This is a genomic window from Enterobacter cloacae complex sp. IR5403 (assembly GCF_049238705.1).
Taxonomy (GTDB): Bacteria; Pseudomonadota; Gammaproteobacteria; order Enterobacterales; family Enterobacteriaceae; genus Enterobacter; species Enterobacter hormaechei_C.
This window is the reverse complement of record NZ_JBMKHP010000018.1, coordinates 1-21,828: the sequence shown is the minus strand read 5'-3', so window position 1 is coordinate 21,828 and position 21,828 is coordinate 1. Positions and strand designations below refer to the sequence as shown.

The window sequence follows — 21,828 nt, the reverse complement described above, 5'->3', positions numbered from 1 at the left end:
AGAGATGGAAACTTTAGCTCAACATCGCCATGCTCGTTCTTCTGCACAGAAGGTTCGCCTTGTTGCTGACCTGATTCGCGGTAAGAAAGTGTCGCAGGCCCTGGACATCCTGACCTATACCAACAAGAAAGCTGCGGTATTGGTCAAGAAAGTACTGGAATCTGCCATTGCTAACGCTGAACACAACGATGGCGCTGACATCGACGATCTGAAAGTCGCGAAAATTTTCGTAGATGAAGGCCCAAGCATGAAGCGCATTATGCCGCGTGCGAAAGGTCGTGCAGATCGCATCCTGAAGCGCACCAGCCACATTACTGTGGTTGTGTCCGATCGCTGAGACTCTGGAGACTAGCAATGGGTCAGAAAGTACATCCTAATGGTATTCGCCTGGGTATTGTAAAACCATGGAACTCTACCTGGTTTGCGAACACCAAAGAATTCGCTGACAACCTGGACAGCGATTTTAAAGTACGTCAGTACCTGACTAAGGAACTGGCTAAAGCGTCTGTATCTCGTATCGTTATCGAGCGTCCAGCTAAGAGCATCCGTGTGACTATTCACACTGCTCGTCCTGGCATCGTTATCGGTAAGAAAGGCGAAGACGTAGAAAAACTGCGCAAGGTCGTAGCGGATATCGCTGGCGTTCCTGCACAGATCAATATCGCTGAAGTTCGTAAGCCTGAACTGGACGCTAAATTGGTTGCTGACAGCATCACTTCTCAGCTGGAACGTCGTGTTATGTTCCGTCGTGCTATGAAGCGTGCTGTACAGAACGCAATGCGTCTGGGCGCTAAAGGTATCAAAGTTGAAGTTAGCGGCCGTCTGGGCGGCGCGGAAATCGCACGTACCGAATGGTACCGCGAAGGTCGCGTACCGCTGCACACTCTGCGTGCTGACATCGACTACAACACCTCTGAAGCGCACACCACTTACGGTGTAATCGGCGTTAAGGTATGGATCTTCAAAGGTGAGATCCTGGGTGGTATGGCTGCTGTTGAACAACCGGAAAAACCGGCTGCTCAACCTAAAAAGCAGCAGCGTAAAGGCCGTAAATAAGGAGCGTCGCTGATGTTACAACCAAAGCGTACAAAATTCCGTAAAGTGCACAAAGGCCGCAACCGTGGTCTGGCGCAGGGTACGGATGTTAGCTTCGGCACTTTCGGTCTGAAAGCTGTTGGCCGTGGTCGTCTGACTGCACGTCAGATCGAAGCAGCACGTCGTGCAATGACCCGTGCAGTTAAGCGTCAAGGTAAGATCTGGATCCGTGTATTCCCGGACAAACCGATCACCGAGAAGCCACTGGAAGTTCGTATGGGTAAAGGTAAAGGTAACGTGGAGTACTGGGTTGCCTTGATCCAACCGGGCAAAGTCCTTTATGAAATGGACGGTGTTCCGGAAGAGCTGGCCCGTGAAGCCTTCGGCCTGGCAGCAGCGAAACTGCCTATCAAAACCACCTTTGTAACTAAGACGGTGATGTAATGAAAGCAAAAGAGCTGCGTGAAAAAAGCGTTGAAGAGCTGAACGCTGAGCTGCTGAACCTGCTGCGTGAGCAGTTCAACCTGCGTATGCAGGCTGCAAGTGGCCAGCTGCAACAGACTCACCTGCTGAAGCAAGTGCGTCGCAATGTTGCGCGCGTTAAGACTTTACTGACTCAGAAGGCGGGTGCGTAATGACCGATAAAATCCGTACTCTGCAAGGTCGTGTTGTTAGCGATAAAATGGAGAAATCCATTGTTGTAGCTATCGAACGTTTTGTGAAACACCCGATCTACGGTAAATTCATCAAGCGTACGACCAAACTGCACGTACATGACGAGAACAACGAATGTGGTATCGGCGACAAGGTTGAAATCCGTGAATGCCGTCCACTGTCCAAGACTAAGTCCTGGACGCTGGTTCGCGTTGTAGAGAAAGCGGTTCTGTAATAGAGTACGCATTCTCAATACGAATAAACGGCTCAGCGATGAGCCGTTTATTTTTTCTACCCATATTGCAGAAGCGGTGTTATAATGCCGCGCCCTCGATATGGGGCTTTTTAACGGCTCTGATTTTAGAGTCTCAGGTAGTAGTTGACATTAGCGGAGCACTAAAATGATCCAAGAACAGACTATGCTGAACGTCGCCGACAACTCCGGTGCACGTCGCGTAATGTGTATCAAGGTTCTGGGTGGCTCGCACCGTCGCTACGCAGGCGTAGGCGACATCATCAAGATCACCATCAAGGAAGCAATTCCACGTGGTAAGGTCAAAAAAGGTGATGTGCTGAAGGCGGTAGTGGTGCGCACCAAGAAGGGTGTTCGTCGCCCTGACGGTTCTGTCATTCGCTTCGATGGTAATGCATGCGTTATTTTAAACAATAACAGCGAGCAGCCTATCGGCACGCGTATCTTTGGGCCGGTAACTCGTGAACTTCGTACTGAGAAGTTCATGAAAATTATCTCTCTGGCACCAGAAGTACTCTAAGGAGCGAATCATGGCAGCGAAAATCCGTCGTGATGACGAAGTTATCGTGTTAACCGGTAAAGATAAAGGTAAACGCGGTAAAGTAAAAAATGTTCTGTCTTCCGGCAAACTCGTCGTTGAAGGTATCAACCTGGTTAAGAAACATCAGAAGCCGGTTCCGGCCCTGAACCAACCAGGCGGCATCGTTGAAAAAGAAGCTGCTATTCAGGTTTCTAACGTTGCAATCTTCAATGCGGCTACCGGTAAGGCTGACCGTGTAGGCTTTAGATTCGAAGACGGTAAAAAAGTCCGTTTCTTCAAGTCTAACAGCGAAACTATCAAGTAATTTGGAGTAGTACGATGGCGAAACTGCATGATTACTACAAAGACGAAGTAGTTAACAAACTCATGACTGAGTTTAACTACAATTCTGTCATGCAAGTCCCTCGGGTCGAGAAGATCACCCTGAACATGGGTGTTGGTGAAGCGATCGCTGACAAGAAACTGCTGGATAACGCAGCAGCTGACCTGACAGCAATCTCCGGTCAAAAACCGCTGATCACCAAAGCACGCAAATCTGTTGCAGGCTTCAAAATCCGTCAGGGCTATCCGATCGGCTGTAAAGTAACTCTGCGTGGCGAACGCATGTGGGAGTTCCTTGAGCGCCTGATCACTATTGCTGTTCCACGTATCCGTGACTTCCGTGGCTTGTCCGCTAAGTCTTTCGACGGTCGTGGTAACTACAGCATGGGTGTCCGTGAGCAGATCATCTTCCCAGAAATCGACTACGATAAAGTCGACCGCGTGCGTGGTTTGGATATTACCATTACCACTACTGCGAAATCTGATGAAGAAGGCCGTGCTCTGCTGGCTGCCTTTGACTTCCCGTTCCGCAAGTAAGGTAGGGTTACTGAATGGCTAAGCAATCAATGAAAGCACGCGAAGTAAAGCGCGTAGCTTTAGCTGATAAATTCTTCGCTAAACGCGCTGAACTGAAAGCGATCATTTCTGATGTGAACGCTTCCGACGAAGATCGTTGGAATGCGGTTCTCAAGCTGCAGTCTCTGCCGCGTGATTCCAGCCCGTCTCGTCAGCGTAACCGCTGTCGTCAAACAGGTCGTCCACATGGTTATGTGGGCAAGTTTGGGTTGAGCCGTATCAAACTGCGTGAAGCCGCCATGCGCGGTGAAGTACCAGGCTTGAAAAAGGCTAGCTGGTAATTACCAATTGAATCACGGGAGTAAAGACAGATGAGCATGCAAGATCCGATCGCGGATATGCTGACCCGTATCCGTAACGGTCAGGCCGCGAACAAAGTTGCGGTCACCATGCCTTCCGCCAAGCTGAAAGTGGCAATTGCCAACGTGCTGAAGGAAGAAGGTTTTATCGAAGATTTTAAAGTTGAAGGCGACACCAAGCCGGAACTGGAACTTACTCTCAAGTATTTCCAGGGTAAAGCTGTTGTAGAAAGCATTCAGCGTGTCAGCCGCCCAGGCCTGCGCATCTATAAGAAAAAAGATGAGCTGCCAAAAGTAATGGCTGGTCTTGGTATCGCAGTTGTTTCTACCTCTAAAGGTGTTATGACTGATCGTGCAGCGCGCCAGGCTGGTCTTGGTGGCGAAATTATCTGCTACGTAGCCTAATCGGAGGAAAGAATGTCTCGTGTTGCTAAAGCACCGGTCGTTATTCCTGCCGGCGTTGATGTAAAAATCGACGGTCAGGTTATTACGATCAAAGGTAAAAACGGCGAGCTGACTCGTACCCTCAACAATGCTGTTGAAGTTAAACATGCAGATAACGCTCTGACCTTCGGTCCACGTGATGGTTTCGTGGATGGATGGGCTCAGGCTGGTACCGCGCGTGCCCTGCTGAACTCAATGGTTGTTGGTGTTACCGAAGGCTTCACTAAAAAGCTTCAGCTGGTTGGTGTAGGTTATCGTGCAGCTATCAAAGGGAATGCAGTAGGCCTGTCTCTGGGCTTCTCACACCCTGTTGAGCATCCGCTGCCGGCCGGTATCACTGCAGAATGCCCGACTCAGACTGAAATCGTGCTGAAAGGCGCTGATAAACAGCTGATCGGTCAGGTTGCAGCAGATCTGCGCGCCTACCGTCGTCCTGAGCCTTATAAAGGCAAGGGTGTTCGTTACGCCGACGAAGTCGTGCGTACCAAAGAGGCTAAGAAGAAGTAAGGTAACACTATGGATAAGAAATCTGCTCGTATCCGTCGTGCGACCCGCGCACGCCGCAAGCTCAAAGAGCTGGGTGCAACTCGCCTGGTGGTACATCGTACCCCGCGTCATATTTACGCACAGGTAATTGCACCGAACGGTTCTGAAGTTCTGGTAGCTGCTTCTACTGTAGAAAAAGCTATCTCAGAACAATTGAAGTATACCGGTAACAAAGACGCCGCAGCAGCTGTAGGTAAAGCTGTCGCTGAACGCGCTCTGGAAAAAGGCATCAGCAATGTTTCCTTTGACCGTTCCGGGTTCCAATATCATGGTCGTGTCCAGGCACTGGCAGATGCTGCCCGTGAAGCTGGCCTTCAGTTCTAAGGTAGAGGTGTAAGATGGCTCACATCGAAAAACAGGCTGGCGAACTGCAGGAAAAGCTGATCGCGGTAAACCGCGTATCTAAAACCGTTAAAGGTGGTCGTATTTTCTCCTTCACAGCTCTGACTGTAGTGGGTGATGGTAACGGTCGCGTTGGTTTTGGTTACGGTAAAGCGCGTGAAGTTCCAGCAGCGATCCAGAAAGCGATGGAAAAAGCCCGTCGCAATATGATTAACGTCGCGCTGAACAACGGTACCCTGCAACACCCAGTTAAAGGTGTTCACACGGGTTCTCGTGTATTCATGCAGCCAGCTTCCGAAGGTACCGGTATCATCGCCGGTGGTGCAATGCGCGCCGTTCTGGAAGTTGCTGGAGTTCATAACGTTCTGGCTAAAGCATATGGTTCCACCAACCCGATCAACGTGGTTCGTGCAACTATTGATGGCCTGGAAAATATGAATTCTCCAGAAATGGTCGCTGCCAAGCGTGGTAAATCCGTTGAAGAAATTCTGGGGTAATTGACCATGGCAAAGACTATTAAAATCACTCAAACCCGCAGTGCAATCGGTCGTCTGCCGAAACACAAGGCAACGCTGCTTGGCCTGGGTCTGCGTCGTATTGGTCATACCGTTGAGCGCGAGGATACTCCTGCTGTTCGTGGTATGGTCAACGCGGTTTACTTCATGGTTAAAGTTGAGGAGTAAGAGATGCGTTTAAATACTCTGTCTCCGGCCGAAGGCTCTAAAAAGGCGGGTAAACGCCTGGGTCGTGGTATCGGTTCTGGCCTCGGCAAAACCGGTGGTCGTGGTCACAAAGGTCAGAACTCTCGTTCTGGCGGTGGCGTACGTCGCGGTTTCGAGGGTGGCCAGATGCCACTGTACCGTCGTCTGCCGAAGTTCGGCTTCACCTCTCGCAAAGCAGCGATCACAGCGGAAATCCGTCTGTCTGACCTGGCGAAAGTTGAAGGCGGCGTTGTAGACCTGAATACGCTGAAAGCGGCTAACATTATCGGTATCCAGATCGAGTTCGCGAAAGTGATCCTGGCTGGTGAAGTTTCTACTCCGGTAACTGTTCGTGGCCTGCGTGTTACTAAAGGTGCTCGTGCTGCTATCGAAGCTGCTGGCGGTAAAATTGAGGAATAAGTAGCAGATGGCTAAGCAACCGGGATTAGATTTTCAAAGTGCCAAAGGTGGATTTGGCGAGCTGAAACGCAGACTGCTGTTTGTAATCGGCGCGCTGATTGTGTTCCGTATTGGCTCTTTTATTCCGATCCCTGGTATTGATGCCGCTGTACTTGCCAAACTGCTTGAGCAACAGCGAGGCACCATCATTGAAATGTTCAACATGTTCTCTGGTGGTGCTCTCAGCCGTGCTTCTATTTTCGCACTGGGTATTATGCCGTACATTTCGGCATCGATTATTATCCAGCTGCTGACGGTCGTTCATCCGGCCCTGGCAGAGTTGAAGAAAGAAGGGGAGTCTGGACGTCGTAAGATTAGCCAGTACACCCGTTACGGCACTCTGGTGCTGGCAATATTCCAGTCGATCGGTATTGCTACCGGTCTTCCGAATATGCCTGGTATGCAGGGCCTGGTTTTAAACCCGGGCTTTGCATTCTATTTCACCGCTGTTGTAAGTCTGGTCACAGGGACCATGTTCCTGATGTGGCTCGGCGAACAGATTACTGAACGCGGTATCGGTAACGGTATCTCAATCATTATCTTCGCCGGTATCGTTGCGGGTCTCCCGCCGGCCATCGCCCATACTATCGAGCAAGCGCGTCAAGGCGACCTGCACTTCCTCCTGTTGCTGTTGGTTGCAGTATTAGTATTTGCAGTGACGTTCTTTGTTGTCTTCGTTGAACGTGGTCAACGCCGCATTGTGGTGAACTACGCTAAACGTCAGCAGGGTCGTCGTGTCTATGCTGCACAGAGCACACATTTACCGCTGAAAGTGAATATGGCGGGGGTTATCCCGGCTATCTTCGCTTCCAGTATTATTCTGTTCCCGGCAACCATCGCGTCATGGTTCGGGGGCGGTACTGGTTGGAACTGGCTGACAACAATTTCGCTGTATTTGCAGCCTGGGCAACCACTTTATGTGTTACTCTATGCGTCTGCGATCATCTTCTTCTGTTTCTTCTACACGGCGTTGGTCTTCAACCCGCGTGAAACAGCAGATAACCTGAAGAAGTCCGGTGCATTTGTACCAGGAATTCGTCCGGGAGAGCAAACGGCGAAGTATATCGATAAAGTAATGACTCGCCTGACTTTGGTTGGTGCGCTTTATATTACTTTTATCTGCCTGATCCCGGAGTTCATGCGTGATGCAATGAAAGTACCGTTCTACTTCGGTGGGACCTCACTGCTTATCGTTGTGGTCGTGATTATGGACTTTATGGCTCAAGTGCAAACTCTGATGATGTCCAGTCAGTATGAGTCTGCATTGAAGAAGGCGAACCTGAAAGGCTACGGCCGCTAACTGGTCGCCTGAGAAGTTACGGAGAGTAAAAATGAAAGTTCGTGCTTCCGTCAAGAAATTATGCCGTAACTGCAAAATCGTTAAGCGTGATGGTGTCATCCGTGTGATTTGCAGTGCCGAGCCGAAGCATAAACAGCGCCAAGGCTGATTATTTCGCATATTTTTCTTGCAAAGTTGGGTTGAGCTGGCTAGATTAGCCAGCCAATCTTTTGTATGTCTGTACGTTTCCATTTGAGTATCCTGAAAACGGGCTTTTCAGCATGGTGCGTACATATTAAATAGTAGGAGTGCATAGTGGCCCGTATAGCAGGCATTAACATTCCTGATCAGAAACATGCTGTGATCGCATTAACTTCGATCTATGGCGTCGGCAAGACCCGTTCTAAAGCCATTCTGGCTGCAGCGGGTATCGCTGAAGATGTTAAGATCAGTGAGCTGTCTGAAGAACAAATCGACACGCTGCGTGACGAAGTTGCCAAATTTGTCGTTGAAGGTGATCTGCGCCGTGAAATCAGCATGAGCATCAAGCGCCTGATGGATCTTGGTTGCTATCGCGGTTTGCGTCATCGTCGTGGTCTGCCAGTGCGCGGTCAGCGTACTAAGACCAACGCACGTACCCGTAAGGGTCCGCGCAAACCGATCAAGAAATAATCGGGGTGATTGAATAATGGCAAAGGCACCAGTTCGTGCACGTAAACGTGTAAGAAAACAAGTCTCTGACGGCGTGGCTCATATCCATGCTTCTTTCAACAACACCATCGTTACTATTACTGATCGTCAGGGTAACGCATTGGGTTGGGCAACAGCCGGTGGTTCCGGTTTCCGTGGTTCTCGCAAATCCACTCCGTTCGCAGCTCAGGTTGCAGCAGAGCGTTGCGCTGAAGCCGTAAAAGAATACGGCATCAAGAATCTGGAAGTTATGGTTAAAGGTCCGGGTCCGGGTCGTGAATCTACTGTTCGCGCTCTGAACGCCGCTGGTTTCCGCATCACGAATATTACTGATGTGACTCCGATCCCTCATAACGGTTGTCGTCCGCCGAAAAAACGTCGCGTATAACGCTCGTTTTTTAGGTTAGTTGGAGATAGAAAATGGCAAGATATTTGGGTCCTAAGCTCAAGCTGAGCCGTCGTGAGGGCACCGACTTATTCCTTAAGTCTGGCGTTCGCGCGATCGATACCAAGTGTAAAATTGAACAAGCTCCTGGCCAGCACGGTGCGCGTAAACCGCGTCTGTCTGACTATGGTGTGCAGTTGCGTGAAAAGCAAAAAGTTCGCCGTATCTACGGTGTGCTGGAGCGTCAGTTCCGTAACTACTATAAAGAAGCAGCACGTCTGAAAGGCAACACAGGTGAAAACCTGCTGGCTCTGCTGGAAGGTCGTCTGGACAACGTTGTATACCGTATGGGCTTCGGCGCGACTCGTGCTGAATCACGCCAGCTGGTTAGCCATAAAGCAATCATGGTAAACGGTCGTGTTGTTAACATCGCTTCTTATCAGGTTAAAGCGAATGACGTTGTTAGCATTCGTGAGAAAGCGAAAAAGCAATCTCGCGTGAAAGCCGCTCTGGAGCTGGCTGAGCAGCGTGAAAAGCCAACCTGGCTGGAAGTTGATGCTGGCAAGATGGAAGGTACGTTCAAGCGTCAGCCAGAACGTTCTGATCTGTCTGCGGACATTAACGAACACCTGATCGTCGAGCTTTACTCCAAGTAAAGCTTAGTACCAAAGAGAGGACACAATGCAGGGTTCTGTGACAGAGTTTCTAAAACCGCGCCTGGTAGATATCGAGCAAGTGAGTTCGACGCACGCCAAGGTGACCCTTGAGCCTTTAGAGCGTGGCTTTGGCCATACTCTGGGTAACGCACTGCGCCGTATTCTGCTCTCATCGATGCCGGGTTGCGCGGTGACCGAGGTTGAGATTGATGGTGTACTTCATGAGTACAGCACCAAAGAAGGCGTTCAGGAAGATATCCTTGAAATCCTGCTCAACCTGAAAGGGCTGGCGGTGAGAGTTCAGGGTAAAGATGAAGTTATTCTTACTCTGAATAAATCTGGCATTGGCCCTGTGACTGCAGCCGACATCACCCACGACGGTGATGTTGAAATCGTCAAGCCGCAGCACGTGATCTGCCACCTGACCGATGAGAACGCAGCTATTAGCATGCGTATCAAAGTTCAGCGCGGTCGTGGTTATGTGCCGGCTTCTGCCCGAATTCATTCGGAAGAAGATGAGCGCCCAATCGGCCGTCTGCTGGTCGACGCATGCTACAGCCCTGTAGAGCGTATTGCCTACAATGTTGAAGCAGCGCGTGTAGAACAGCGTACCGACCTGGACAAGCTGGTCATCGAAATGGAAACCAATGGCACAATCGATCCTGAAGAGGCGATTCGTCGTGCGGCAACCATCCTGGCAGAACAACTGGAAGCTTTCGTTGACTTACGTGATGTACGTCAGCCGGAAGTGAAAGAAGAGAAACCAGAATTCGATCCGATCCTGCTGCGCCCTGTTGACGATCTGGAATTGACTGTCCGCTCTGCTAACTGCCTCAAGGCAGAAGCTATCCACTATATCGGTGATCTGGTACAGCGTACCGAGGTTGAGTTGCTGAAAACGCCGAACCTGGGTAAAAAATCTCTTACCGAGATTAAAGACGTGCTGGCTTCACGTGGTCTGTCTCTGGGCATGCGCCTGGAAAACTGGCCACCGGCAAGCATTGCTGACGAGTAACCGGATCACAGGTTAAGGTTTTACTGAGAAGGATAAGGTCATGCGCCATCGTAAGAGTGGTCGTCAACTGAACCGCAACAGCAGCCATCGCCAGGCTATGTTCCGCAACATGGCAGGTTCACTGGTTCGTCATGAAATCATCAAGACGACCCTGCCTAAAGCGAAAGAGCTGCGTCGCGTAGTTGAGCCGCTGATTACTCTTGCCAAGACTGACAGCGTTGCTAATCGTCGTCTGGCATTCGCCCGTACTCGTGATAACGAGATCGTGGCAAAACTGTTTAACGAACTGGGCCCGCGTTTCGCGAGCCGTGCCGGTGGTTACACTCGCATTCTGAAGTGTGGCTTCCGTGCAGGCGACAACGCGCCGATGGCTTACATCGAGCTGGTTGATCGTTCAGAGAAAGCAGAAGCTGCTGCAGAGTAATCTGTAGTAACGTAAAAAAACCCGCCTCGGCGGGTTTTTTTATATCCGCAGAATCTCCACTTATCTACAATGTCTGTATCTTTTCTGCTCATCCCCTGGAGTTCATTATGTGGTTGCTCGATCAGTGGGCTGAACGCCATATTTGCGATGCCCAAAACAAAGGCGAGTTCGAAAATCTTCCCGGCAGCGGTGAGCCGCTGATTCTGGACGATGATTCACATATTCCACCTGAATTACGGGCCGGTTATCGCTTACTGAAAAACGCAGGTTGTTTACCGCCTGAACTTCAGCAACGCAATGAAGCCGTCGAGCTTGCCGATCTGCTTAAAGGCATTCATAAGAATGACCCGCGGTACTCCGAAATCAGTCGTCGGTTGGCGCTCATCGAGCTAAAACTGCGCCAGACGGGAATGAATACTGATTTTTTGCATGGTGAGTACAGTGAAAGTTTAATGCAAAAAATAAACGAGGAGTAGCCATGTACCGCATAGGTGAACTTGCGAAGCTTGCTAACGTAACGCCGGATACTATCCGCTACTACGAAAAGCAGCAGATGATCGATCATGAGGTCAGAACGGAAGGTGGATTTCGCCTTTATACGGATAACGATCTGCAACGCCTTCGTTTTATCCGCTATGCACGGCAACTCGGCTTCACGCTGGAGTCGATCCGTGAACTGCTGTCGATCCGTATCGATCCTGAACATCATACGTGTCAGGAATCTAAAAGCATCGTTCAGGCCCGGCTGGATGAAGTTGAAGGACGCATTCAGGAGCTGCAAGCCATGCAGCGATCTCTGCAAAGGTTAAATGACGCGTGCTGCGGTACCGCTCATAGCAGTGTTTATTGCTCAATACTGGAAGCTCTTGAACAGGGCGCCAGTAGTGAAACTCAGGGTTGTTGATTTTTTATCAGCCAGGGACTAGACTCCCGCCGACATTAACTATGCTCAGGAGAAATGATGAGCCGCTATCAGCATACTAAGGGACAAATTAAGGATAACGCCATTGAGGCATTGCTTCACGACCCGCTTTTCAGACAGCGAGTGGAGAAGAACAAGAAAGGAAAAGGGAGTTATTTACGTAAAGGTAAACATGCACAACGAGGTAACTGGGAGGCCAGTGGCAAGCAAGCTAATCGCTTTTTTACCACTGGCCTTTCTGTTTCTGTCGCCTGATTAAACGCGGTTATTCTGCTCTTTTAACAGATCGCGAATTTCAGTCAGTAAGACTTCTTCTTTAGTGGGTGCTGGCGGGGCAGCAGCCGGTTCTTCTTTTTTACGGTTAAGTCTGTTGATAAGTTTGATCGCCATGAAAATGGCAAATGCCACGATCACGAAATCAAATACGTTCTGAATGAATACGCCGTAGTGCATTACAACCGCAGGGATATCGCCCTGAGCTTCCCGAAGTGTGAAGGCGAATTGTTTAAAATCAATGCCTCCAATCAACAGTCCTAACGGCGGCATAATAATGTCGGCGACTAATGATGAAACGATCTTACCGAACGCCGCACCAATTATGACACCCACAGCCAAATCCACCACATTCCCGCGCATCGCAAATTCGCGAAACTCTTTAATAAAACTCATTATGTTCTCCTTGTGCCAGCTGACGCCTATAAGTTTAACAAATGATTAGCTAATTGCCATTGGGGATAAATAATCGTTATGAAAAATAAAAGGCATGAAAATTAGAAGGTTAATATTTGGGTGCTCTTGTCTGAGCACCCAAATCATTACAGGAAGAACGGGCTTGGCTGGAATAAACGCTCGACGTCGGTAATAAATTTTTTATCGGTCAGGAACATAATAACGTGGTCACCCTGCTCGATACGTAAATTATCATTGGCGATCATGACATCGTTACCTCGCACTACGGCGCCGATAATGGTGCCTGGTGGAAGTTTAATTTCGTCGATCGCGCGACCAACAACGCGCGACGTCGTTTCATCCCCATGAGCGACGGCTTCAATGGCTTCAGCAACACCACGACGAAGAGACGACACGCCGACAATATCCGCTTTACGCACATGGCTTAGCAGGGCAGAAATGGTGGCTTGCTGAGGTGAAATAGCAATATCAATTACGCTACCCTGTACCAGGTCGACATAAGCCTTACGCTGGATAAGCACCATTACTTTTTTCGCCCCCATACGTTTAGCGAGCATGGCGGACATAATATTCGCTTCGTCGTCGTTGGTGACGGCAATAAAAAGATCAACCTGATCGATATGCTCTTCGGCCAGCAATTCCTGATCCGAAGCATCGCCATAAAACACGATAGTATTCTGAAGCTTTTCAGCCAGCTCCGACGCGCGCTGTTGATCTCGTTCGATCAGCTTCACGCTGTAGTCTTTTTCCAGCCGTCTCGCCAGACCTGCGCCAATATTACCGCCGCCAACCAGCATAATACGTTTATACGGTTTTTCGAGACGCTGAAGTTCACTCATCACCGCACGGATATGCTGAGAAGCCGCAATAAAGAAGACTTCATCCCCGGCTTCGACAATGGTGGACCCTTGCGGACGAATAGGTCTGTCGTGACGGAAAATCGCCGCAACACGCGTATCGATATGTGGCATATGCTCGCGCATTGTCGACAGGGCATTACCAATCAGCGGACCGCCGTAATAAGCCTTCACAACCGCCAGGCTTACTTTTCCTTCAGCAAAGTTCACAACCTGCAACGCGCCCGGGTACTCAATCAGACGATAAATACTGTCGATAACCAGCTGTTCAGGCGCAATAAGATGGTCGATAGGTACTGCTTCGGAATTAAACAGCTTTTCCGCATCCCGGACATAGTCCGGGGAGCGAATACGGGCGATGCGGTTCGGTGTGTTGAAAAGCGAGTAGGCCACCTGACATGCAACCATGTTGGTTTCATCAGAACTGGTTACTGCAACCAGCATGTCGGCATCGTCCGCGCCCGCCTCCCGAAGCACGCGTGGGTGAGAGCCGTGCCCCTGTACAACACGAAGATCAAACTTGTCCTGCAAAACGCGCAGGCGATCGCCATTGGTATCCACAATGGTGATATCGTTGTTTTCGCCCACGAGATTTTCCGCCAGCGTTCCGCCAACTTGCCCTGCGCCCAGAATGATAATTTTCATCTTTCGTGACCTGTTCTCAACATCACTCTTTGATTAGCTTAGCGTAAAAGAAGCCATCACCCTCTTCTGCGCCCGGCAGGTTTTGCAGACCCGGGTGCTCAGGTGTTCCCGTATCATGCAGCGTAGCGTCCGGGGTGCGTTTCAGGAAGGCCGCAATTTGCTGACTGTTCTCTTCCGGGAGAACAGAGCAGGTTGCATACACCAGGGTTCCGCCGGGTTTGAGATGCGGCCAGATGGCATCCAGAATTTCGGATTGCAACTGGGCAAGCTCCTTGATATCACGATCGCGACGCAGCCATTTGATATCGGGATGACGACGAATCACGCCGGTTGCTGAGCAGGGGGCGTCCAGCAAAATGCGATCGAACCGGGTATCACCACACCAGTCTGCGGGTTTACGTCCATCGCCTTGCTTAACCTGTGCTTTCATACCCAGACGCTTGAGGTTGTCATAGACGCGTGAAAGACGCTGCTCATCAACATCCACGGCCATCACGCTGGCCTGCGGCGCCACTTCCAGAATGTGCGTTGTTTTCCCCCCTGGCGCTGCACAGAGATCAAGGATCTGCTCCCCGTCTTTCGGTTCAAGCCAGGTCATGCAGCCCTGAGCGGATGCGTCCTGTACCGTTACCCAGCCCTCTTCAAAACCGGGTAATGCATGTACCGGTGCAGGGGAGGCTAAACGAACCGCATCAGGATAAGCAGCGTGTGTGAAGCCGCTCATTCCGGCCTCTTCCAGCAGGGCCAGCCATGCGTCGCGGGTATGATGGTTACGATTAACGCGTAACCACATCGGCGGACGTTGGTTATTGGCATCCACAATGTCTTGCCATTGCTGAGGGTAGGCTTTTTTAAGGCGATTCAGCAGCCATTCAGGATGCAGGAAGCGCGCTTCGCTTTGCGCAAATTCTGCCAGCAGTTCGTCCTGCTGACGCTGGAACTGACGCAGCACGCCGTTAATCAATCCTTTCAACTGGGGACGTTTAATCGCAACGGCCCCCTCCACTGTCTCAGCCAGCGCAGCATGAGGTGGAATGCGGGTATGAAGAAGCTGGTAGAAACCGACCATGATCAAATAATGCACGGTACGCTGCTTGCCGCTCATCGGGCGTGACATCAGCTTATTAATTAACCACTCAAGCTGAGAGAGGGTGCGCAGCACGCCAAAGCACAGCTCCTGAAGCAGGGCTTTGTCTTTATCGGAAACCTTTTGTTGCAGTGCAGGCAGGACATTACTCAGTGACTGGCCCTGCTCAATAACCTGCTCAACGGCCTGAGCCGCCATAGTGCGTAGATTTTGTCTTTTCATAACCGTAAAAATAAAAATGCCCGGAAACACCGGGCCTTAAGAGTAAATTTGTTCAGGCAAGGCGATTGCCAGGGATGAACCATTCACGACGGGAATTTAATAGATCCTGCGCGCTCATTGCCTTTTTACCGGCCGGTTGCAGCGATTCAAGATTCAGGATCCCTTCTCCGGTCGCAACCTGGATACCGTTTTTGCTGGCGTCGATAATCGTACCGGGCTCTGCCGATGTATTGCCGTTAATAACTGAAGCTTTCCAGACTTTCACTGGCTGCTCATCAATCATCAACCAGCTCATCGGCCACGGATTAAAGGCGCGGATGCAGCGTTCGAGTTGAGCTGCTGACAGGGACCAGTCGATCCGGGCTTCTTCTTTACTCAGTTTTTCAGCATAGGTCACCTGCGCCTCATCCTGCTCTTCAGGTGTCGCTGTATTGTCAGCAAGCTGTTGCAGCGTCTCAATCAGCCCCTGCGGACCGAGATCCGCCAGCTTGTCATACAGCGTGGCGCTGGTATCTTCTGCGGTAATGGGACACGCCAGTTTATACAGCATGTCGCCCGTGTCTAAACCTACGTCCATCTTCATGATTGTCACGCCAGTTTCAGCATCGCCTGCCCACAGAGCGCGCTGAATAGGGGCTGCACCGCGCCAGCGTGGGAGCAAAGAACCATGAACGTTAACACAGCCCAGGCGGGGCATATCGAGTACCGCTTTCGGCAGAATGAGGCCGTAAGCCACAACTACCATCACGTCAGCGTTCAGATCTGCCACTAACTGCTGGTTTTCCTGAGGTCGTAATGACGCAGGCTGGAATACCGGTAAACCATGCGTTTCTGCCAGCACTTTAACCGGGCCAGGCATCAGTTTTTTACCGCGGCCAGCCGGACGATCCGGCTGAGTAAATACGCCAACAATCTGATGACCAGACGATAGCAGCGCGTCGAGATGACGCGCTGCAAAATCAGGGGTACCCGCGAAGATTATACGTAGTGATGTAGACACGTTATTCCTTGTATCCGGGGGGCGTTAAGCGCGAGAACGCAAACGATCCAGTTTCTCAACTTTCTGACGAATACGCTGTTGCTTCAGTGGTGAGAGGTAATCGATAAACAGTTTACCGACCAGGTGATCCATCTCATGCTGAATGCAAATCGCCAGCAGATCGTCAGCTTCCAGCTCAAACGGATTGCCGTCACGATCCAGTGCGCGGATTTTAACTTTTTCGGCACGTGGCACCAAAGCGCGCTGTTCAGGGATAGACAGACAGCCTTCCTCAATACCTGTTTCGCCGCTTTTTTCCAGCAGCTCAGGGTTGATCAGCACCAGGCGCTCATCGCGATTTTCAGAAACGTCGATCACAATAATACGTTTGTGAATGTCTACCTGGGTCGCGGCAAGGCCAATGCCTTCTTCAGCGTACATGGTATCGAACATATCATCGACGATACGCTGAATTTCTGCATTCACTTCTTTAACCGGTTCCGCGACGATGCGAAGGCGCTCGTCAGGAATATGTAACACTTGCAAAACTGCCATAAATTTCCAGAGTCGTGTTCAGGAGTTGATAAGAATATTACTTCTATTCTAGACAAATCCCCGGTCGATTGACAGCATCAGTGACCAATCGCAAAGATTGCTGAGGCTGCTTATGGCAGGGAAAAGGATGACGTCCACAGAGATATGGTTACGGCTTATAAACATCGGGTCGTTATACGGTGACGCGATGCTGGAGATTACGCAGAGGCTGCTTCGCCAGGCAACCGTCGATGCTGAAGCTGTCAACGCGTCAGGGCTTTCGCCCAAACATGCCGTAAAGTTTTTTTCGTTCAGCGAGAGTGAGCATGAACGTAGTCTGGAATGGCTGGAACACACCGACAACCACCTTCTCACGGCGGATGATCCTCGCTTCCCGCCATTGCTGCGTTCTATACCTGATTTTCCCGGGGCGCTCTTTGTGCGAGGCTGCGTTGATGTGCTTAATAGCATGCAGCTTGCGGTTGTGGGCAGCCGTGCGCCCTCGTGGTATGGCGAGCGTTGGGGGAAAATGCTGAGTGAACAGCTGTCCCAATGTGGCTTTACGATCACCAGTGGCCTGGCTTGCGGCATCGATGGTGTGGCACATCATGCGGCGTTGTCAGCAAAAGGGCGAAGTGTCGCCGTGCTTGGCAATGGTCTTTTTAGTCTCTATCCGCGTCGTCATCACATTCTGGCTGAGCAACTTATCGCTTCAGAGGGGGCGATAGTGTCTGAGTTTTCACTTTCGACATCGCCCAGACCGGGTAACTTTCCACGGCGTAACCGGATCATCAGTGGGTTAAGCCAGGGCGTGCTGGTGGTCGAAGCTGCGATTCGGAGTGGATCGCTGGTTACCGCAAGGTGCGCACTGGAGCAGGGGCGTGAAGTTTTTGCGCTACCCGGCCCGTTGGGAAACCCTGGCTGCGAAGGCCCTCACTGGCTGATAAAACAGGGGGCGACGCTGGTGACCTGTAAAGAGGATATCCTGGAAAATTTGCAGTATGGATTGCATTGGTTGCAGGATGATCTCCAAAAGCGACATATTTCATCGGATCAGGAGGCAGTAGCATTGCCATTTCCCAAGCTCCTGGCTAACGTAGGAGATGAGGTAACACCTGTTGACGTTGTCGCTGAACGTGCCGGCCAACCTGTGCCAGTAACGGTAGCACAGCTACTCGAACTGGAGTTAGCAGGGTGGATCGCAGCTGTACCCGGCGGCTATGTCCGATTAAGGAGGGCATGCCATGTTCGACGTACTGATGTATTTGTTTGAGACTTACATCCACAACGAAGCAGAAATGCAGGTGGATCAGGACAAATTAACACGGGATCTGACCGACGCAGGTTTTGAGCGGGAAGATATTTATAATGCGTTGATGTGGCTGGATAAGTTAGCTGATTATCAGGACGGCCTCGCCGAACCGATGCAGCTTGCTTCTGACCCATTGTCTGTGCGCATCTATACAGCTGAAGAGTGTGAAAGGCTGGATGCCAGCTGCCGGGGATTCATTTTATTCCTCGAGCAGATTCAGGTGCTAAACCTCGAAACGAGAGAGATGGTGATAGAGCGCGTCATGGCGCTGGATACTGCTGAATTTGAACTGGAAGATCTCAAATGGGTGATCCTGATGGTTCTGTTCAACATTCCAGGCTGTGAAAATGCCTATCAGCAAATGGAAGAATTACTCTTTGAAGTGAATGAAGGTATGCTGCATTAATTCTATGTGCAGCAACAAGAGTTGTTATGGCCAAATCAGCACTCTTCACGGTGCATAAAAACGAGCCCTGCCCACAGTGTGGGGCTGAACTTGTTATTCGGTCCGGGAAACACGGTCCGTTTCTCGGTTGTTCACACTATCCGGAATGTGATTATGTCCGTCCCCTGAAAAGCCAGGCGGATGGACATATCGTCAAAATTCTGGAGGGACAGCTTTGTCCACTCTGTGGCGGCGAACTGGCGCTGCGGCAGGGGCGGTTCGGGATGTTTATCGGATGCAGCCGCTATCCGGAATGTGAACATACGGAACAAATTGATAAACCAGATGAAACGGCAATTGCCTGTCCTCAGTGCCAGCGTGGTCAACTGGTGCAGCGCCGCTCTCGTTATGGTAAGACCTTCCATTCGTGCGATCGCTATCCTGAATGCCAGTTCGTTATCAATTTCAAACCAGTAGCGGGCGTCTGCCCTCATTGCGATTATCCGTTACTTATAGAAAAGAAAACCGCGCAAGGCCTGAAACGCTTTTGCGCCAGTAAACAATGTGGAAAGCCGGTTTCGGCGGATCAAATCAGTGAATAATAACCTGCCATCAGGCTCCATCGCGCAGGCGGTGGAAATCCTGAAAAAAGAAGAAGTCATCGCCTATCCAACAGAAGCCGTTTTCGGGGTCGGGTGCGATCCTGACAGCGAAGTCGCCGTTAATCGTCTGCTGGCGCTAAAACAGCGGCCTGTTGAAAAAGGATTGATTTTAATCGCTGCGAACTACGCGCAGCTTAAGCCTTATATTGATGATTCCATGCTGACGCCTGCACAGTGGGAAACCATTTTCTCTGCGTGGCCTGGTCCCGTGACGTTTGTTTTCCCTGCACAACCGACAACGCCGCGCTGGTTAACCGGGCGTTTCGATTCACTCGCGGTACGCATTACCGACCATCCGCTGGTGGTGGAGTTATGCCAGGCATTTGGTAAACCTCTGGTTTCAACCAGCGCCAACCTGACCGGGCTTCCCCCTTGTCGGACAACCGAAGAAGTTCTGGCACAGTTCGGGAGTGATTTCCCGGTAGCCGTCGGTGAAACCGGTGGCCGTCTTAACCCGTCAGAAATTCGTGATGCCTTGACCGGCGAACGTTTTCGCCAGGGATAATGTGATGGAAACCTATGCTGTTTTTGGTAACCCGATCGCGCACAGCAAGTCGCCTCTGATCCATCAGCTGTTTGCAGAGCAGTTGCAGATAGATCACCCGTATGGTCGGGTTCTTGCGCCTGTTGATGCATTTATACCGACGCTGAATAGCTTTTTTGATGCGGGTGGTAAAGGTGCGAACGTCACGGTGCCTTTTAAAGAAGAGGCTTTCGGGCTCGCGGATGAACTGACCGAGCGTGCCTCGCTCGCTGGTGCCGTCAATACCCTTAAGCGGCTTGAAGATGGTCGCCTTCTTGGCGATAACACCGATGGCATAGGTTTACTCAGCGATCTGGCGCGACTGTCGTTCATTAAACCAGGCTTCCGGATCCTGCTGATCGGCGCGGGTGGCGCGTCGCGCGGCGTATTGCTTCCTCTCCTTTCGCTGGATTGTGCGGTGACAATTACCAACCGCACTTTCTCCAGAGCAGAAGAGCTGGCGGCGTTGTTCGCACACACAGGCAGCGTAACTGCGGTAGCACTTGACGATCTCGCGGGTCACGAATTTGATCTTGTGATTAATGCCACCTCAAGCGGTATTAATGGAGAGATCCCGGCGATTCCTGCATCCCTGGTTCACTCCTACATCTACGCCTATGACATGTTTTATCAAAAAGGGAAAACGCCCTTTCTGACCTGGTGCGAACAACAGGGGGCAAAACACATGGCTGATGGTCTGGGCATGCTGGTGGGGCAGGCGGCTCATGCGGTGCTACTCTGGCATGGCGTGTTACCTGCTGTAGAGCCGGTGATCGAAACGCTGAAACAGGAACTGATGGCGTGAATCAGGCGATTCATTTTCCGGACAGAGAAATCTGGGATGAAAACAAGCAAGCGGTTTGTTTCCCGGTGCTGGTGCATGGAATGCAGCTCACCTGTGCGATTAAAGGGGAGACGTTGCATCAGCGCTTTGGTGGTTCAGATCCGTTAGCGGTCTTTTGCGAAAATCGCTGGGATCTGGAAGAGGAAGCCAGCGATTTGATCCGCGATCAGCAGGAAGACGATCAGGGTTGGGTCTGGTTATCCTGATCCAGATAGTCATTCTTCCATTTAACGTAATTGTTCGCTGAGTATTTCAATCCTTCGATCTCCGCCTCTTTTAGGGGGCGGATCTGTTTAACCGGACTGCCTAAATAGAGATAGCCACTTTCCAGACGTTTGTTTTGCGGAACAAGGCTTCCTGCGCCAATCATTACGTCATCTTCTACTATGACGCCATCCAGCAAAATCGATCCCATCCCAACGAGAACCCTGTTACCGATTGTGCAGCCGTGGAGCATCACTTTATGACCGACGGTGACATCTTCCCCAATGATGAGCGGATTGCCCTCAGGGTTATAAGATGACTTATGAGTCACATGCAGCACGCTGCCGTCCTGAATATTGGTGCGTGCACCGATTGCAACGTAGTTAACATCGCCCCGGATCGCGACGAGTGGCCAGATGCTGACATCATCGGCCATGCGAACATCACCAATGACCACGCTGCTGGCATCGATCATCACGCGATCGCCTTTTTGAGGGAACAGATCTTTATAAGGACGTAATACTGCAAACATATCTACCTCGATACAGATGAGCGCTATTAAAGAAGACTTTGATCGTATTCCTGGATCGAGGCAAGGCAAAATGCGTCAATTTTTAAGCGGATCGGGTGGGTTTTCAGCGAAAAGCACGGAAAATCATCAGTTGGAAAAAAAGATCTAAAAAATACTTGTGCTAAAAACTGGGATCCCTATAATGCGCCTCCATCGACACGGCGGATGTGAATCACTTCACAGATAACCCGGTCGGTTGAAGAGAAAAAATCCTGAAATAACGGGTTGACTCTGAAAGAGGAAAGCGTAATATACGCCACCTCGCGACAGCGCGCTGAAGCGCGTCGCAACTGCTCTTTAACAATTTATCAGACAATCTGTGTGGGCACTCAAAGTGACATGGATTCTTAATGTCTTCGGACACTAAATGAATACCAAGTCTCAACGAGTGAACACGTAATTCATTACGAAGTTTAATTCATTGAGCATCAAACTTTTAAATTGAAGAGTTTGATCATGGCTCAGATTGAACGCTGGCGGCAGGCCTAACACATGCAAGTCGAACGGTAACAGGAAGCAGCTTGCTGCTTCGCTGACGAGTGGCGGACGGGTGAGTAATGTCTGGGAAACTGCCTGATGGAGGGGGATAACTACTGGAAACGGTAGCTAATACCGCATAACGTCGCAAGACCAAAGAGGGGGACCTTCGGGCCTCTTGCCATCAGATGTGCCCAGATGGGATTAGCTAGTAGGTGGGGTAACGGCTCACCTAGGCGACGATCCCTAGCTGGTCTGAGAGGATGACCAGCCACACTGGAACTGAGACACGGT

37 protein-coding genes and 1 rRNA gene are annotated in these 21,828 nt (G+C 50.7%); 32 read left to right on the top strand and 6 right to left on the bottom strand.

All coding sequences use genetic code 11. The features are described 5' to 3' along the window. Positions 1-4: 4 nt before the first annotated feature. The 25 genes from rplV to ACOTW6_RS19120 all read left to right on the top strand — a co-directional run bounded on the left by rplV (position 5) and on the right by ACOTW6_RS19120 (position 11,797). Positions 5-337, top strand: a complete 333-nt coding sequence (rplV, locus tag ACOTW6_RS19240) for a 50S ribosomal protein L22 (protein ID WP_002919773.1) — start codon at positions 5-7, stop codon at positions 335-337. A gap of 17 nt (positions 338-354) precedes the next feature. Beyond that, positions 355-1,056: a 30S ribosomal protein S3 gene (gene rpsC / locus ACOTW6_RS19235; RefSeq protein WP_000529945.1), complete on the top strand. Its 702-nt coding sequence runs from the start codon at positions 355-357 to the stop codon at positions 1,054-1,056. 12 nt (positions 1,057-1,068) lie between these two features. Further along, a complete protein-coding gene (gene rplP, locus ACOTW6_RS19230) occupies positions 1,069-1,479 on the top strand; it encodes a 50S ribosomal protein L16 (protein WP_002919759.1) in 411 nt (136 codons plus the stop codon). Further along, positions 1,479-1,670, top strand: coding sequence for a 50S ribosomal protein L29 (gene rpmC, locus ACOTW6_RS19225; protein ID WP_003863282.1), 192 nt, complete (start codon positions 1,479-1,481; stop codon positions 1,668-1,670). Before rplP ends, rpmC begins: the two co-directional genes overlap by 1 nt. Beyond that, positions 1,670-1,924 carry a 30S ribosomal protein S17 gene (gene rpsQ, locus ACOTW6_RS19220; RefSeq protein WP_002438707.1) on the top strand — a complete coding sequence of 85 codons (255 nt, stop codon included), beginning with the start codon at positions 1,670-1,672 and terminating at the stop codon, positions 1,922-1,924. Before rpmC ends, rpsQ begins: the two co-directional genes overlap by 1 nt. 166 nt (positions 1,925-2,090) lie before the next feature. Continuing rightward, a complete protein-coding gene (gene rplN, locus ACOTW6_RS19215; RefSeq protein ID WP_002919748.1) occupies positions 2,091-2,462 on the top strand; it encodes a 50S ribosomal protein L14 in 372 nt (123 codons plus the stop codon). Between the two features lie 10 nt (positions 2,463-2,472). Then, positions 2,473-2,787 carry a 50S ribosomal protein L24 gene (gene rplX / locus ACOTW6_RS19210; RefSeq protein WP_003863287.1) on the top strand — a complete coding sequence of 105 codons (315 nt, stop codon included), beginning with the start codon at positions 2,473-2,475 and terminating at the stop codon, positions 2,785-2,787. Between the two features lie 14 nt (positions 2,788-2,801). After that, positions 2,802-3,341, top strand: a complete 540-nt coding sequence (rplE, locus tag ACOTW6_RS19205; RefSeq protein WP_003863290.1) for a 50S ribosomal protein L5 — start codon at positions 2,802-2,804, stop codon at positions 3,339-3,341. A gap of 14 nt (positions 3,342-3,355) precedes the next feature. Next, positions 3,356-3,661 (top strand): 30S ribosomal protein S14, encoded by a 306-nt coding sequence (gene rpsN, locus ACOTW6_RS19200; protein WP_003863291.1) that lies wholly within the window; start codon positions 3,356-3,358, stop codon positions 3,659-3,661. A 30-nt stretch (positions 3,662-3,691) separates the two neighbouring features. Beyond that, entirely contained in the window at positions 3,692-4,084 is a 393-nt protein-coding gene (gene rpsH, locus ACOTW6_RS19195; RefSeq protein ID WP_006178918.1) for a 30S ribosomal protein S8, read from the top strand. Between the two features lie 12 nt (positions 4,085-4,096). After that, a complete protein-coding gene (rplF, locus tag ACOTW6_RS19190) occupies positions 4,097-4,630 on the top strand; it encodes a 50S ribosomal protein L6 (protein ID WP_006178917.1) in 534 nt (177 codons plus the stop codon). A gap of 9 nt (positions 4,631-4,639) precedes the next feature. Next, positions 4,640-4,993: a 50S ribosomal protein L18 gene (rplR, locus tag ACOTW6_RS19185; RefSeq protein WP_003863297.1), complete on the top strand. Its 354-nt coding sequence runs from the start codon at positions 4,640-4,642 to the stop codon at positions 4,991-4,993. 14 nt (positions 4,994-5,007) lie between these two features. Then, entirely contained in the window at positions 5,008-5,508 is a 501-nt protein-coding gene (gene rpsE / locus ACOTW6_RS19180) for a 30S ribosomal protein S5 (RefSeq protein WP_003863299.1), read from the top strand. A gap of 6 nt (positions 5,509-5,514) precedes the next feature. After that, positions 5,515-5,694, top strand: a complete 180-nt coding sequence (gene rpmD / locus ACOTW6_RS19175; protein WP_003863301.1) for a 50S ribosomal protein L30 — start codon at positions 5,515-5,517, stop codon at positions 5,692-5,694. A 3-nt stretch (positions 5,695-5,697) separates the two neighbouring features. After that, positions 5,698-6,132 (top strand): 50S ribosomal protein L15, encoded by a 435-nt coding sequence (gene rplO, locus ACOTW6_RS19170; RefSeq protein WP_003863304.1) that lies wholly within the window; start codon positions 5,698-5,700, stop codon positions 6,130-6,132. 7 nt (positions 6,133-6,139) lie between these two features. Then, the gene (secY, locus tag ACOTW6_RS19165; protein ID WP_003863305.1) at positions 6,140-7,471 is read left to right on the top strand and encodes a preprotein translocase subunit SecY; all 1,332 of its coding nucleotides are present in this window, start codon (positions 6,140-6,142) and stop codon (positions 7,469-7,471) included. Positions 7,472-7,502: 31 nt separating this feature from the next. Continuing rightward, positions 7,503-7,619 carry a 50S ribosomal protein L36 gene (gene rpmJ, locus ACOTW6_RS19160; protein WP_000868187.1) on the top strand — a complete coding sequence of 39 codons (117 nt, stop codon included), beginning with the start codon at positions 7,503-7,505 and terminating at the stop codon, positions 7,617-7,619. Positions 7,620-7,765: 146 nt separating this feature from the next. After that, positions 7,766-8,122 carry a 30S ribosomal protein S13 gene (rpsM, locus tag ACOTW6_RS19155; protein ID WP_003863308.1) on the top strand — a complete coding sequence of 119 codons (357 nt, stop codon included), beginning with the start codon at positions 7,766-7,768 and terminating at the stop codon, positions 8,120-8,122. A 16-nt stretch (positions 8,123-8,138) separates the two neighbouring features. Then, the gene (rpsK, locus tag ACOTW6_RS19150) at positions 8,139-8,528 is read left to right on the top strand and encodes a 30S ribosomal protein S11 (protein ID WP_003863312.1); all 390 of its coding nucleotides are present in this window, start codon (positions 8,139-8,141) and stop codon (positions 8,526-8,528) included. A gap of 32 nt (positions 8,529-8,560) precedes the next feature. Then, positions 8,561-9,181 (top strand): 30S ribosomal protein S4, encoded by a 621-nt coding sequence (gene rpsD, locus ACOTW6_RS19145; protein ID WP_003863314.1) that lies wholly within the window; start codon positions 8,561-8,563, stop codon positions 9,179-9,181. A gap of 25 nt (positions 9,182-9,206) precedes the next feature. Beyond that, positions 9,207-10,196 (top strand): DNA-directed RNA polymerase subunit alpha, encoded by a 990-nt coding sequence (locus tag ACOTW6_RS19140; protein WP_002919219.1) that lies wholly within the window; start codon positions 9,207-9,209, stop codon positions 10,194-10,196. A 40-nt stretch (positions 10,197-10,236) separates the two neighbouring features. Further along, on the top strand, positions 10,237-10,620 hold the full coding sequence (rplQ, locus tag ACOTW6_RS19135) for a 50S ribosomal protein L17 (protein WP_001216368.1): 384 nt from the start codon (positions 10,237-10,239) through the stop codon (positions 10,618-10,620). A gap of 107 nt (positions 10,621-10,727) precedes the next feature. After that, positions 10,728-11,096: a DUF1992 domain-containing protein gene (locus ACOTW6_RS19130; RefSeq protein WP_421766276.1), complete on the top strand. Its 369-nt coding sequence runs from the start codon at positions 10,728-10,730 to the stop codon at positions 11,094-11,096. Between the two features lie 2 nt (positions 11,097-11,098). Beyond that, positions 11,099-11,524, top strand: coding sequence for a Zn(2+)-responsive transcriptional regulator (gene zntR / locus ACOTW6_RS19125; RefSeq protein WP_003863328.1), 426 nt, complete (start codon positions 11,099-11,101; stop codon positions 11,522-11,524). Positions 11,525-11,581: 57 nt separating this feature from the next. Continuing rightward, entirely contained in the window at positions 11,582-11,797 is a 216-nt protein-coding gene (locus ACOTW6_RS19120; RefSeq protein WP_017383729.1) for an alternative ribosome-rescue factor A, read from the top strand. Here the strand turns inward: ACOTW6_RS19120 and mscL are convergent, their stop codons facing one another. The 5 genes from mscL to def form a co-directional block, all read right to left on the bottom strand. Continuing rightward, complete coding sequence (gene mscL, locus ACOTW6_RS19115; protein ID WP_003863335.1) at positions 11,798-12,211, bottom strand: large-conductance mechanosensitive channel protein MscL; 414 nt, start codon at positions 12,209-12,211, stop codon at positions 11,798-11,800. Between the two features lie 146 nt (positions 12,212-12,357). Further along, on the bottom strand, positions 12,358-13,734 hold the full coding sequence (trkA, locus tag ACOTW6_RS19110; RefSeq protein ID WP_003863337.1) for a Trk system potassium transporter TrkA: 1,377 nt from the start codon (positions 13,732-13,734) through the stop codon (positions 12,358-12,360). Between the two features lie 22 nt (positions 13,735-13,756). Beyond that, positions 13,757-15,043 carry a 16S rRNA (cytosine(967)-C(5))-methyltransferase RsmB gene (gene rsmB / locus ACOTW6_RS19105; protein WP_062933856.1) on the bottom strand — a complete coding sequence of 429 codons (1,287 nt, stop codon included), beginning with the start codon at positions 15,041-15,043 and terminating at the stop codon, positions 13,757-13,759. A gap of 52 nt (positions 15,044-15,095) precedes the next feature. Continuing rightward, positions 15,096-16,043, bottom strand: a complete 948-nt coding sequence (gene fmt, locus ACOTW6_RS19100; RefSeq protein ID WP_062933852.1) for a methionyl-tRNA formyltransferase — start codon at positions 16,041-16,043, stop codon at positions 15,096-15,098. 24 nt (positions 16,044-16,067) lie between these two features. Further along, entirely contained in the window at positions 16,068-16,577 is a 510-nt protein-coding gene (def, locus tag ACOTW6_RS19095; protein ID WP_006812188.1) for a peptide deformylase, read from the bottom strand. Positions 16,578-16,704: 127 nt separating this feature from the next. On the opposite strand from def, the gene dprA reads away from it, so the two are divergent. Genes dprA through ACOTW6_RS19065 form a run of 6 tightly spaced genes read left to right on the top strand, consistent with a single transcriptional unit; the run spans position 16,705 to position 20,488 of the window. Continuing rightward, entirely contained in the window at positions 16,705-17,829 is a 1,125-nt protein-coding gene (gene dprA / locus ACOTW6_RS19090) for a DNA-protecting protein DprA (RefSeq protein ID WP_213789426.1), read from the top strand. Beyond that, positions 17,801-18,274 carry a DUF494 family protein Smg gene (gene smg / locus ACOTW6_RS19085; RefSeq protein WP_000460665.1) on the top strand — a complete coding sequence of 158 codons (474 nt, stop codon included), beginning with the start codon at positions 17,801-17,803 and terminating at the stop codon, positions 18,272-18,274. The genes dprA and smg overlap by 29 nt, the downstream gene beginning before the upstream one ends. Before the next feature lie 26 nt (positions 18,275-18,300). After that, positions 18,301-18,855: a type I DNA topoisomerase gene (locus ACOTW6_RS19080; RefSeq protein WP_017383725.1), complete on the top strand. Its 555-nt coding sequence runs from the start codon at positions 18,301-18,303 to the stop codon at positions 18,853-18,855. Continuing rightward, a complete protein-coding gene (tsaC, locus tag ACOTW6_RS19075) occupies positions 18,848-19,420 on the top strand; it encodes an L-threonylcarbamoyladenylate synthase type 1 TsaC (protein ID WP_062933854.1) in 573 nt (190 codons plus the stop codon). Before ACOTW6_RS19080 ends, tsaC begins: the two co-directional genes overlap by 8 nt. A gap of 4 nt (positions 19,421-19,424) precedes the next feature. Further along, positions 19,425-20,243 carry a shikimate dehydrogenase gene (gene aroE, locus ACOTW6_RS19070; protein WP_121479367.1) on the top strand — a complete coding sequence of 273 codons (819 nt, stop codon included), beginning with the start codon at positions 19,425-19,427 and terminating at the stop codon, positions 20,241-20,243. Further along, positions 20,240-20,488, top strand: coding sequence for a DUF1488 domain-containing protein (locus ACOTW6_RS19065; protein ID WP_015571398.1), 249 nt, complete (start codon positions 20,240-20,242; stop codon positions 20,486-20,488). Before aroE ends, ACOTW6_RS19065 begins: the two co-directional genes overlap by 4 nt. On the opposite strand, the gene ACOTW6_RS19060 is transcribed toward ACOTW6_RS19065, so the two are convergent. Beyond that, on the bottom strand, positions 20,464-21,018 hold the full coding sequence (locus ACOTW6_RS19060) for a gamma carbonic anhydrase family protein (RefSeq protein WP_003863357.1): 555 nt from the start codon (positions 21,016-21,018) through the stop codon (positions 20,464-20,466). The genes ACOTW6_RS19065 and ACOTW6_RS19060 overlap by 25 nt on opposite strands. A gap of 477 nt (positions 21,019-21,495) precedes the next feature. On the opposite strand from ACOTW6_RS19060, the gene ACOTW6_RS19055 reads away from it, so the two are divergent. Continuing rightward, positions 21,496-21,828, top strand: a 16S ribosomal RNA gene (locus ACOTW6_RS19055); the annotation flags it as partial.

Bases quoted from the DNA above. Each gene is read 5' to 3' on its own strand.
- rplV (WP_002919773.1), top strand. From the start codon at position 5: ATGGAAACTTTAGCTCAACATCGCCATGCTCGTTCTTCTGCACAGAAG.
- rpsQ (WP_002438707.1), top strand. From the start codon at position 1,670: ATGACCGATAAAATCCGTACTCTGCAAGGTCGTGTTGTTAGCGATAAA.
- trkA (WP_003863337.1), bottom strand. From the start codon at position 13,734: ATGAAAATTATCATTCTGGGCGCAGGGCAAGTTGGCGGAACGCTGGCG.
- rplX (WP_003863287.1), top strand. From the start codon at position 2,473: ATGGCAGCGAAAATCCGTCGTGATGACGAAGTTATCGTGTTAACCGGT.
- mscL (WP_003863335.1), bottom strand. From the start codon at position 12,211: ATGAGTTTTATTAAAGAGTTTCGCGAATTTGCGATGCGCGGGAATGTG.
- zntR (WP_003863328.1), top strand. From the start codon at position 11,099: ATGTACCGCATAGGTGAACTTGCGAAGCTTGCTAACGTAACGCCGGAT.
- def (WP_006812188.1), bottom strand. From the start codon at position 16,577: ATGGCAGTTTTGCAAGTGTTACATATTCCTGACGAGCGCCTTCGCATC.
- rplF (WP_006178917.1), top strand. From the start codon at position 4,097: ATGTCTCGTGTTGCTAAAGCACCGGTCGTTATTCCTGCCGGCGTTGAT.
- rpsE (WP_003863299.1), top strand. From the start codon at position 5,008: ATGGCTCACATCGAAAAACAGGCTGGCGAACTGCAGGAAAAGCTGATC.
- rplN (WP_002919748.1), top strand. From the start codon at position 2,091: ATGATCCAAGAACAGACTATGCTGAACGTCGCCGACAACTCCGGTGCA.
- rpsC (WP_000529945.1), top strand. From the start codon at position 355: ATGGGTCAGAAAGTACATCCTAATGGTATTCGCCTGGGTATTGTAAAA.
- ACOTW6_RS19120 (WP_017383729.1), top strand. From the start codon at position 11,582: ATGAGCCGCTATCAGCATACTAAGGGACAAATTAAGGATAACGCCATT.
- secY (WP_003863305.1), top strand. From the start codon at position 6,140: ATGGCTAAGCAACCGGGATTAGATTTTCAAAGTGCCAAAGGTGGATTT.
- rsmB (WP_062933856.1), bottom strand. From the start codon at position 15,043: ATGAAAAGACAAAATCTACGCACTATGGCGGCTCAGGCCGTTGAGCAG.
- aroE (WP_121479367.1), top strand. From the start codon at position 19,425: ATGGAAACCTATGCTGTTTTTGGTAACCCGATCGCGCACAGCAAGTCG.
- rplE (WP_003863290.1), top strand. From the start codon at position 2,802: ATGGCGAAACTGCATGATTACTACAAAGACGAAGTAGTTAACAAACTC.
- rplP (WP_002919759.1), top strand. From the start codon at position 1,069: ATGTTACAACCAAAGCGTACAAAATTCCGTAAAGTGCACAAAGGCCGC.
- rplQ (WP_001216368.1), top strand. From the start codon at position 10,237: ATGCGCCATCGTAAGAGTGGTCGTCAACTGAACCGCAACAGCAGCCAT.
- ACOTW6_RS19140 (WP_002919219.1), top strand. From the start codon at position 9,207: ATGCAGGGTTCTGTGACAGAGTTTCTAAAACCGCGCCTGGTAGATATC.
- rpsD (WP_003863314.1), top strand. From the start codon at position 8,561: ATGGCAAGATATTTGGGTCCTAAGCTCAAGCTGAGCCGTCGTGAGGGC.
- rpsH (WP_006178918.1), top strand. From the start codon at position 3,692: ATGAGCATGCAAGATCCGATCGCGGATATGCTGACCCGTATCCGTAAC.
- rpmJ (WP_000868187.1), top strand. From the start codon at position 7,503: ATGAAAGTTCGTGCTTCCGTCAAGAAATTATGCCGTAACTGCAAAATC.
- dprA (WP_213789426.1), top strand. From the start codon at position 16,705: ATGACGTCCACAGAGATATGGTTACGGCTTATAAACATCGGGTCGTTA.
- ACOTW6_RS19080 (WP_017383725.1), top strand. From the start codon at position 18,301: ATGGCCAAATCAGCACTCTTCACGGTGCATAAAAACGAGCCCTGCCCA.
- rplO (WP_003863304.1), top strand. From the start codon at position 5,698: ATGCGTTTAAATACTCTGTCTCCGGCCGAAGGCTCTAAAAAGGCGGGT.
- smg (WP_000460665.1), top strand. From the start codon at position 17,801: ATGTTCGACGTACTGATGTATTTGTTTGAGACTTACATCCACAACGAA.
- rpsK (WP_003863312.1), top strand. From the start codon at position 8,139: ATGGCAAAGGCACCAGTTCGTGCACGTAAACGTGTAAGAAAACAAGTC.
- rpsN (WP_003863291.1), top strand. From the start codon at position 3,356: ATGGCTAAGCAATCAATGAAAGCACGCGAAGTAAAGCGCGTAGCTTTA.
- ACOTW6_RS19060 (WP_003863357.1), bottom strand. From the start codon at position 21,018: ATGTTTGCAGTATTACGTCCTTATAAAGATCTGTTCCCTCAAAAAGGC.
- rplR (WP_003863297.1), top strand. From the start codon at position 4,640: ATGGATAAGAAATCTGCTCGTATCCGTCGTGCGACCCGCGCACGCCGC.
- rpmD (WP_003863301.1), top strand. From the start codon at position 5,515: ATGGCAAAGACTATTAAAATCACTCAAACCCGCAGTGCAATCGGTCGT.
- ACOTW6_RS19130 (WP_421766276.1), top strand. From the start codon at position 10,728: ATGTGGTTGCTCGATCAGTGGGCTGAACGCCATATTTGCGATGCCCAA.
- rpmC (WP_003863282.1), top strand. From the start codon at position 1,479: ATGAAAGCAAAAGAGCTGCGTGAAAAAAGCGTTGAAGAGCTGAACGCT.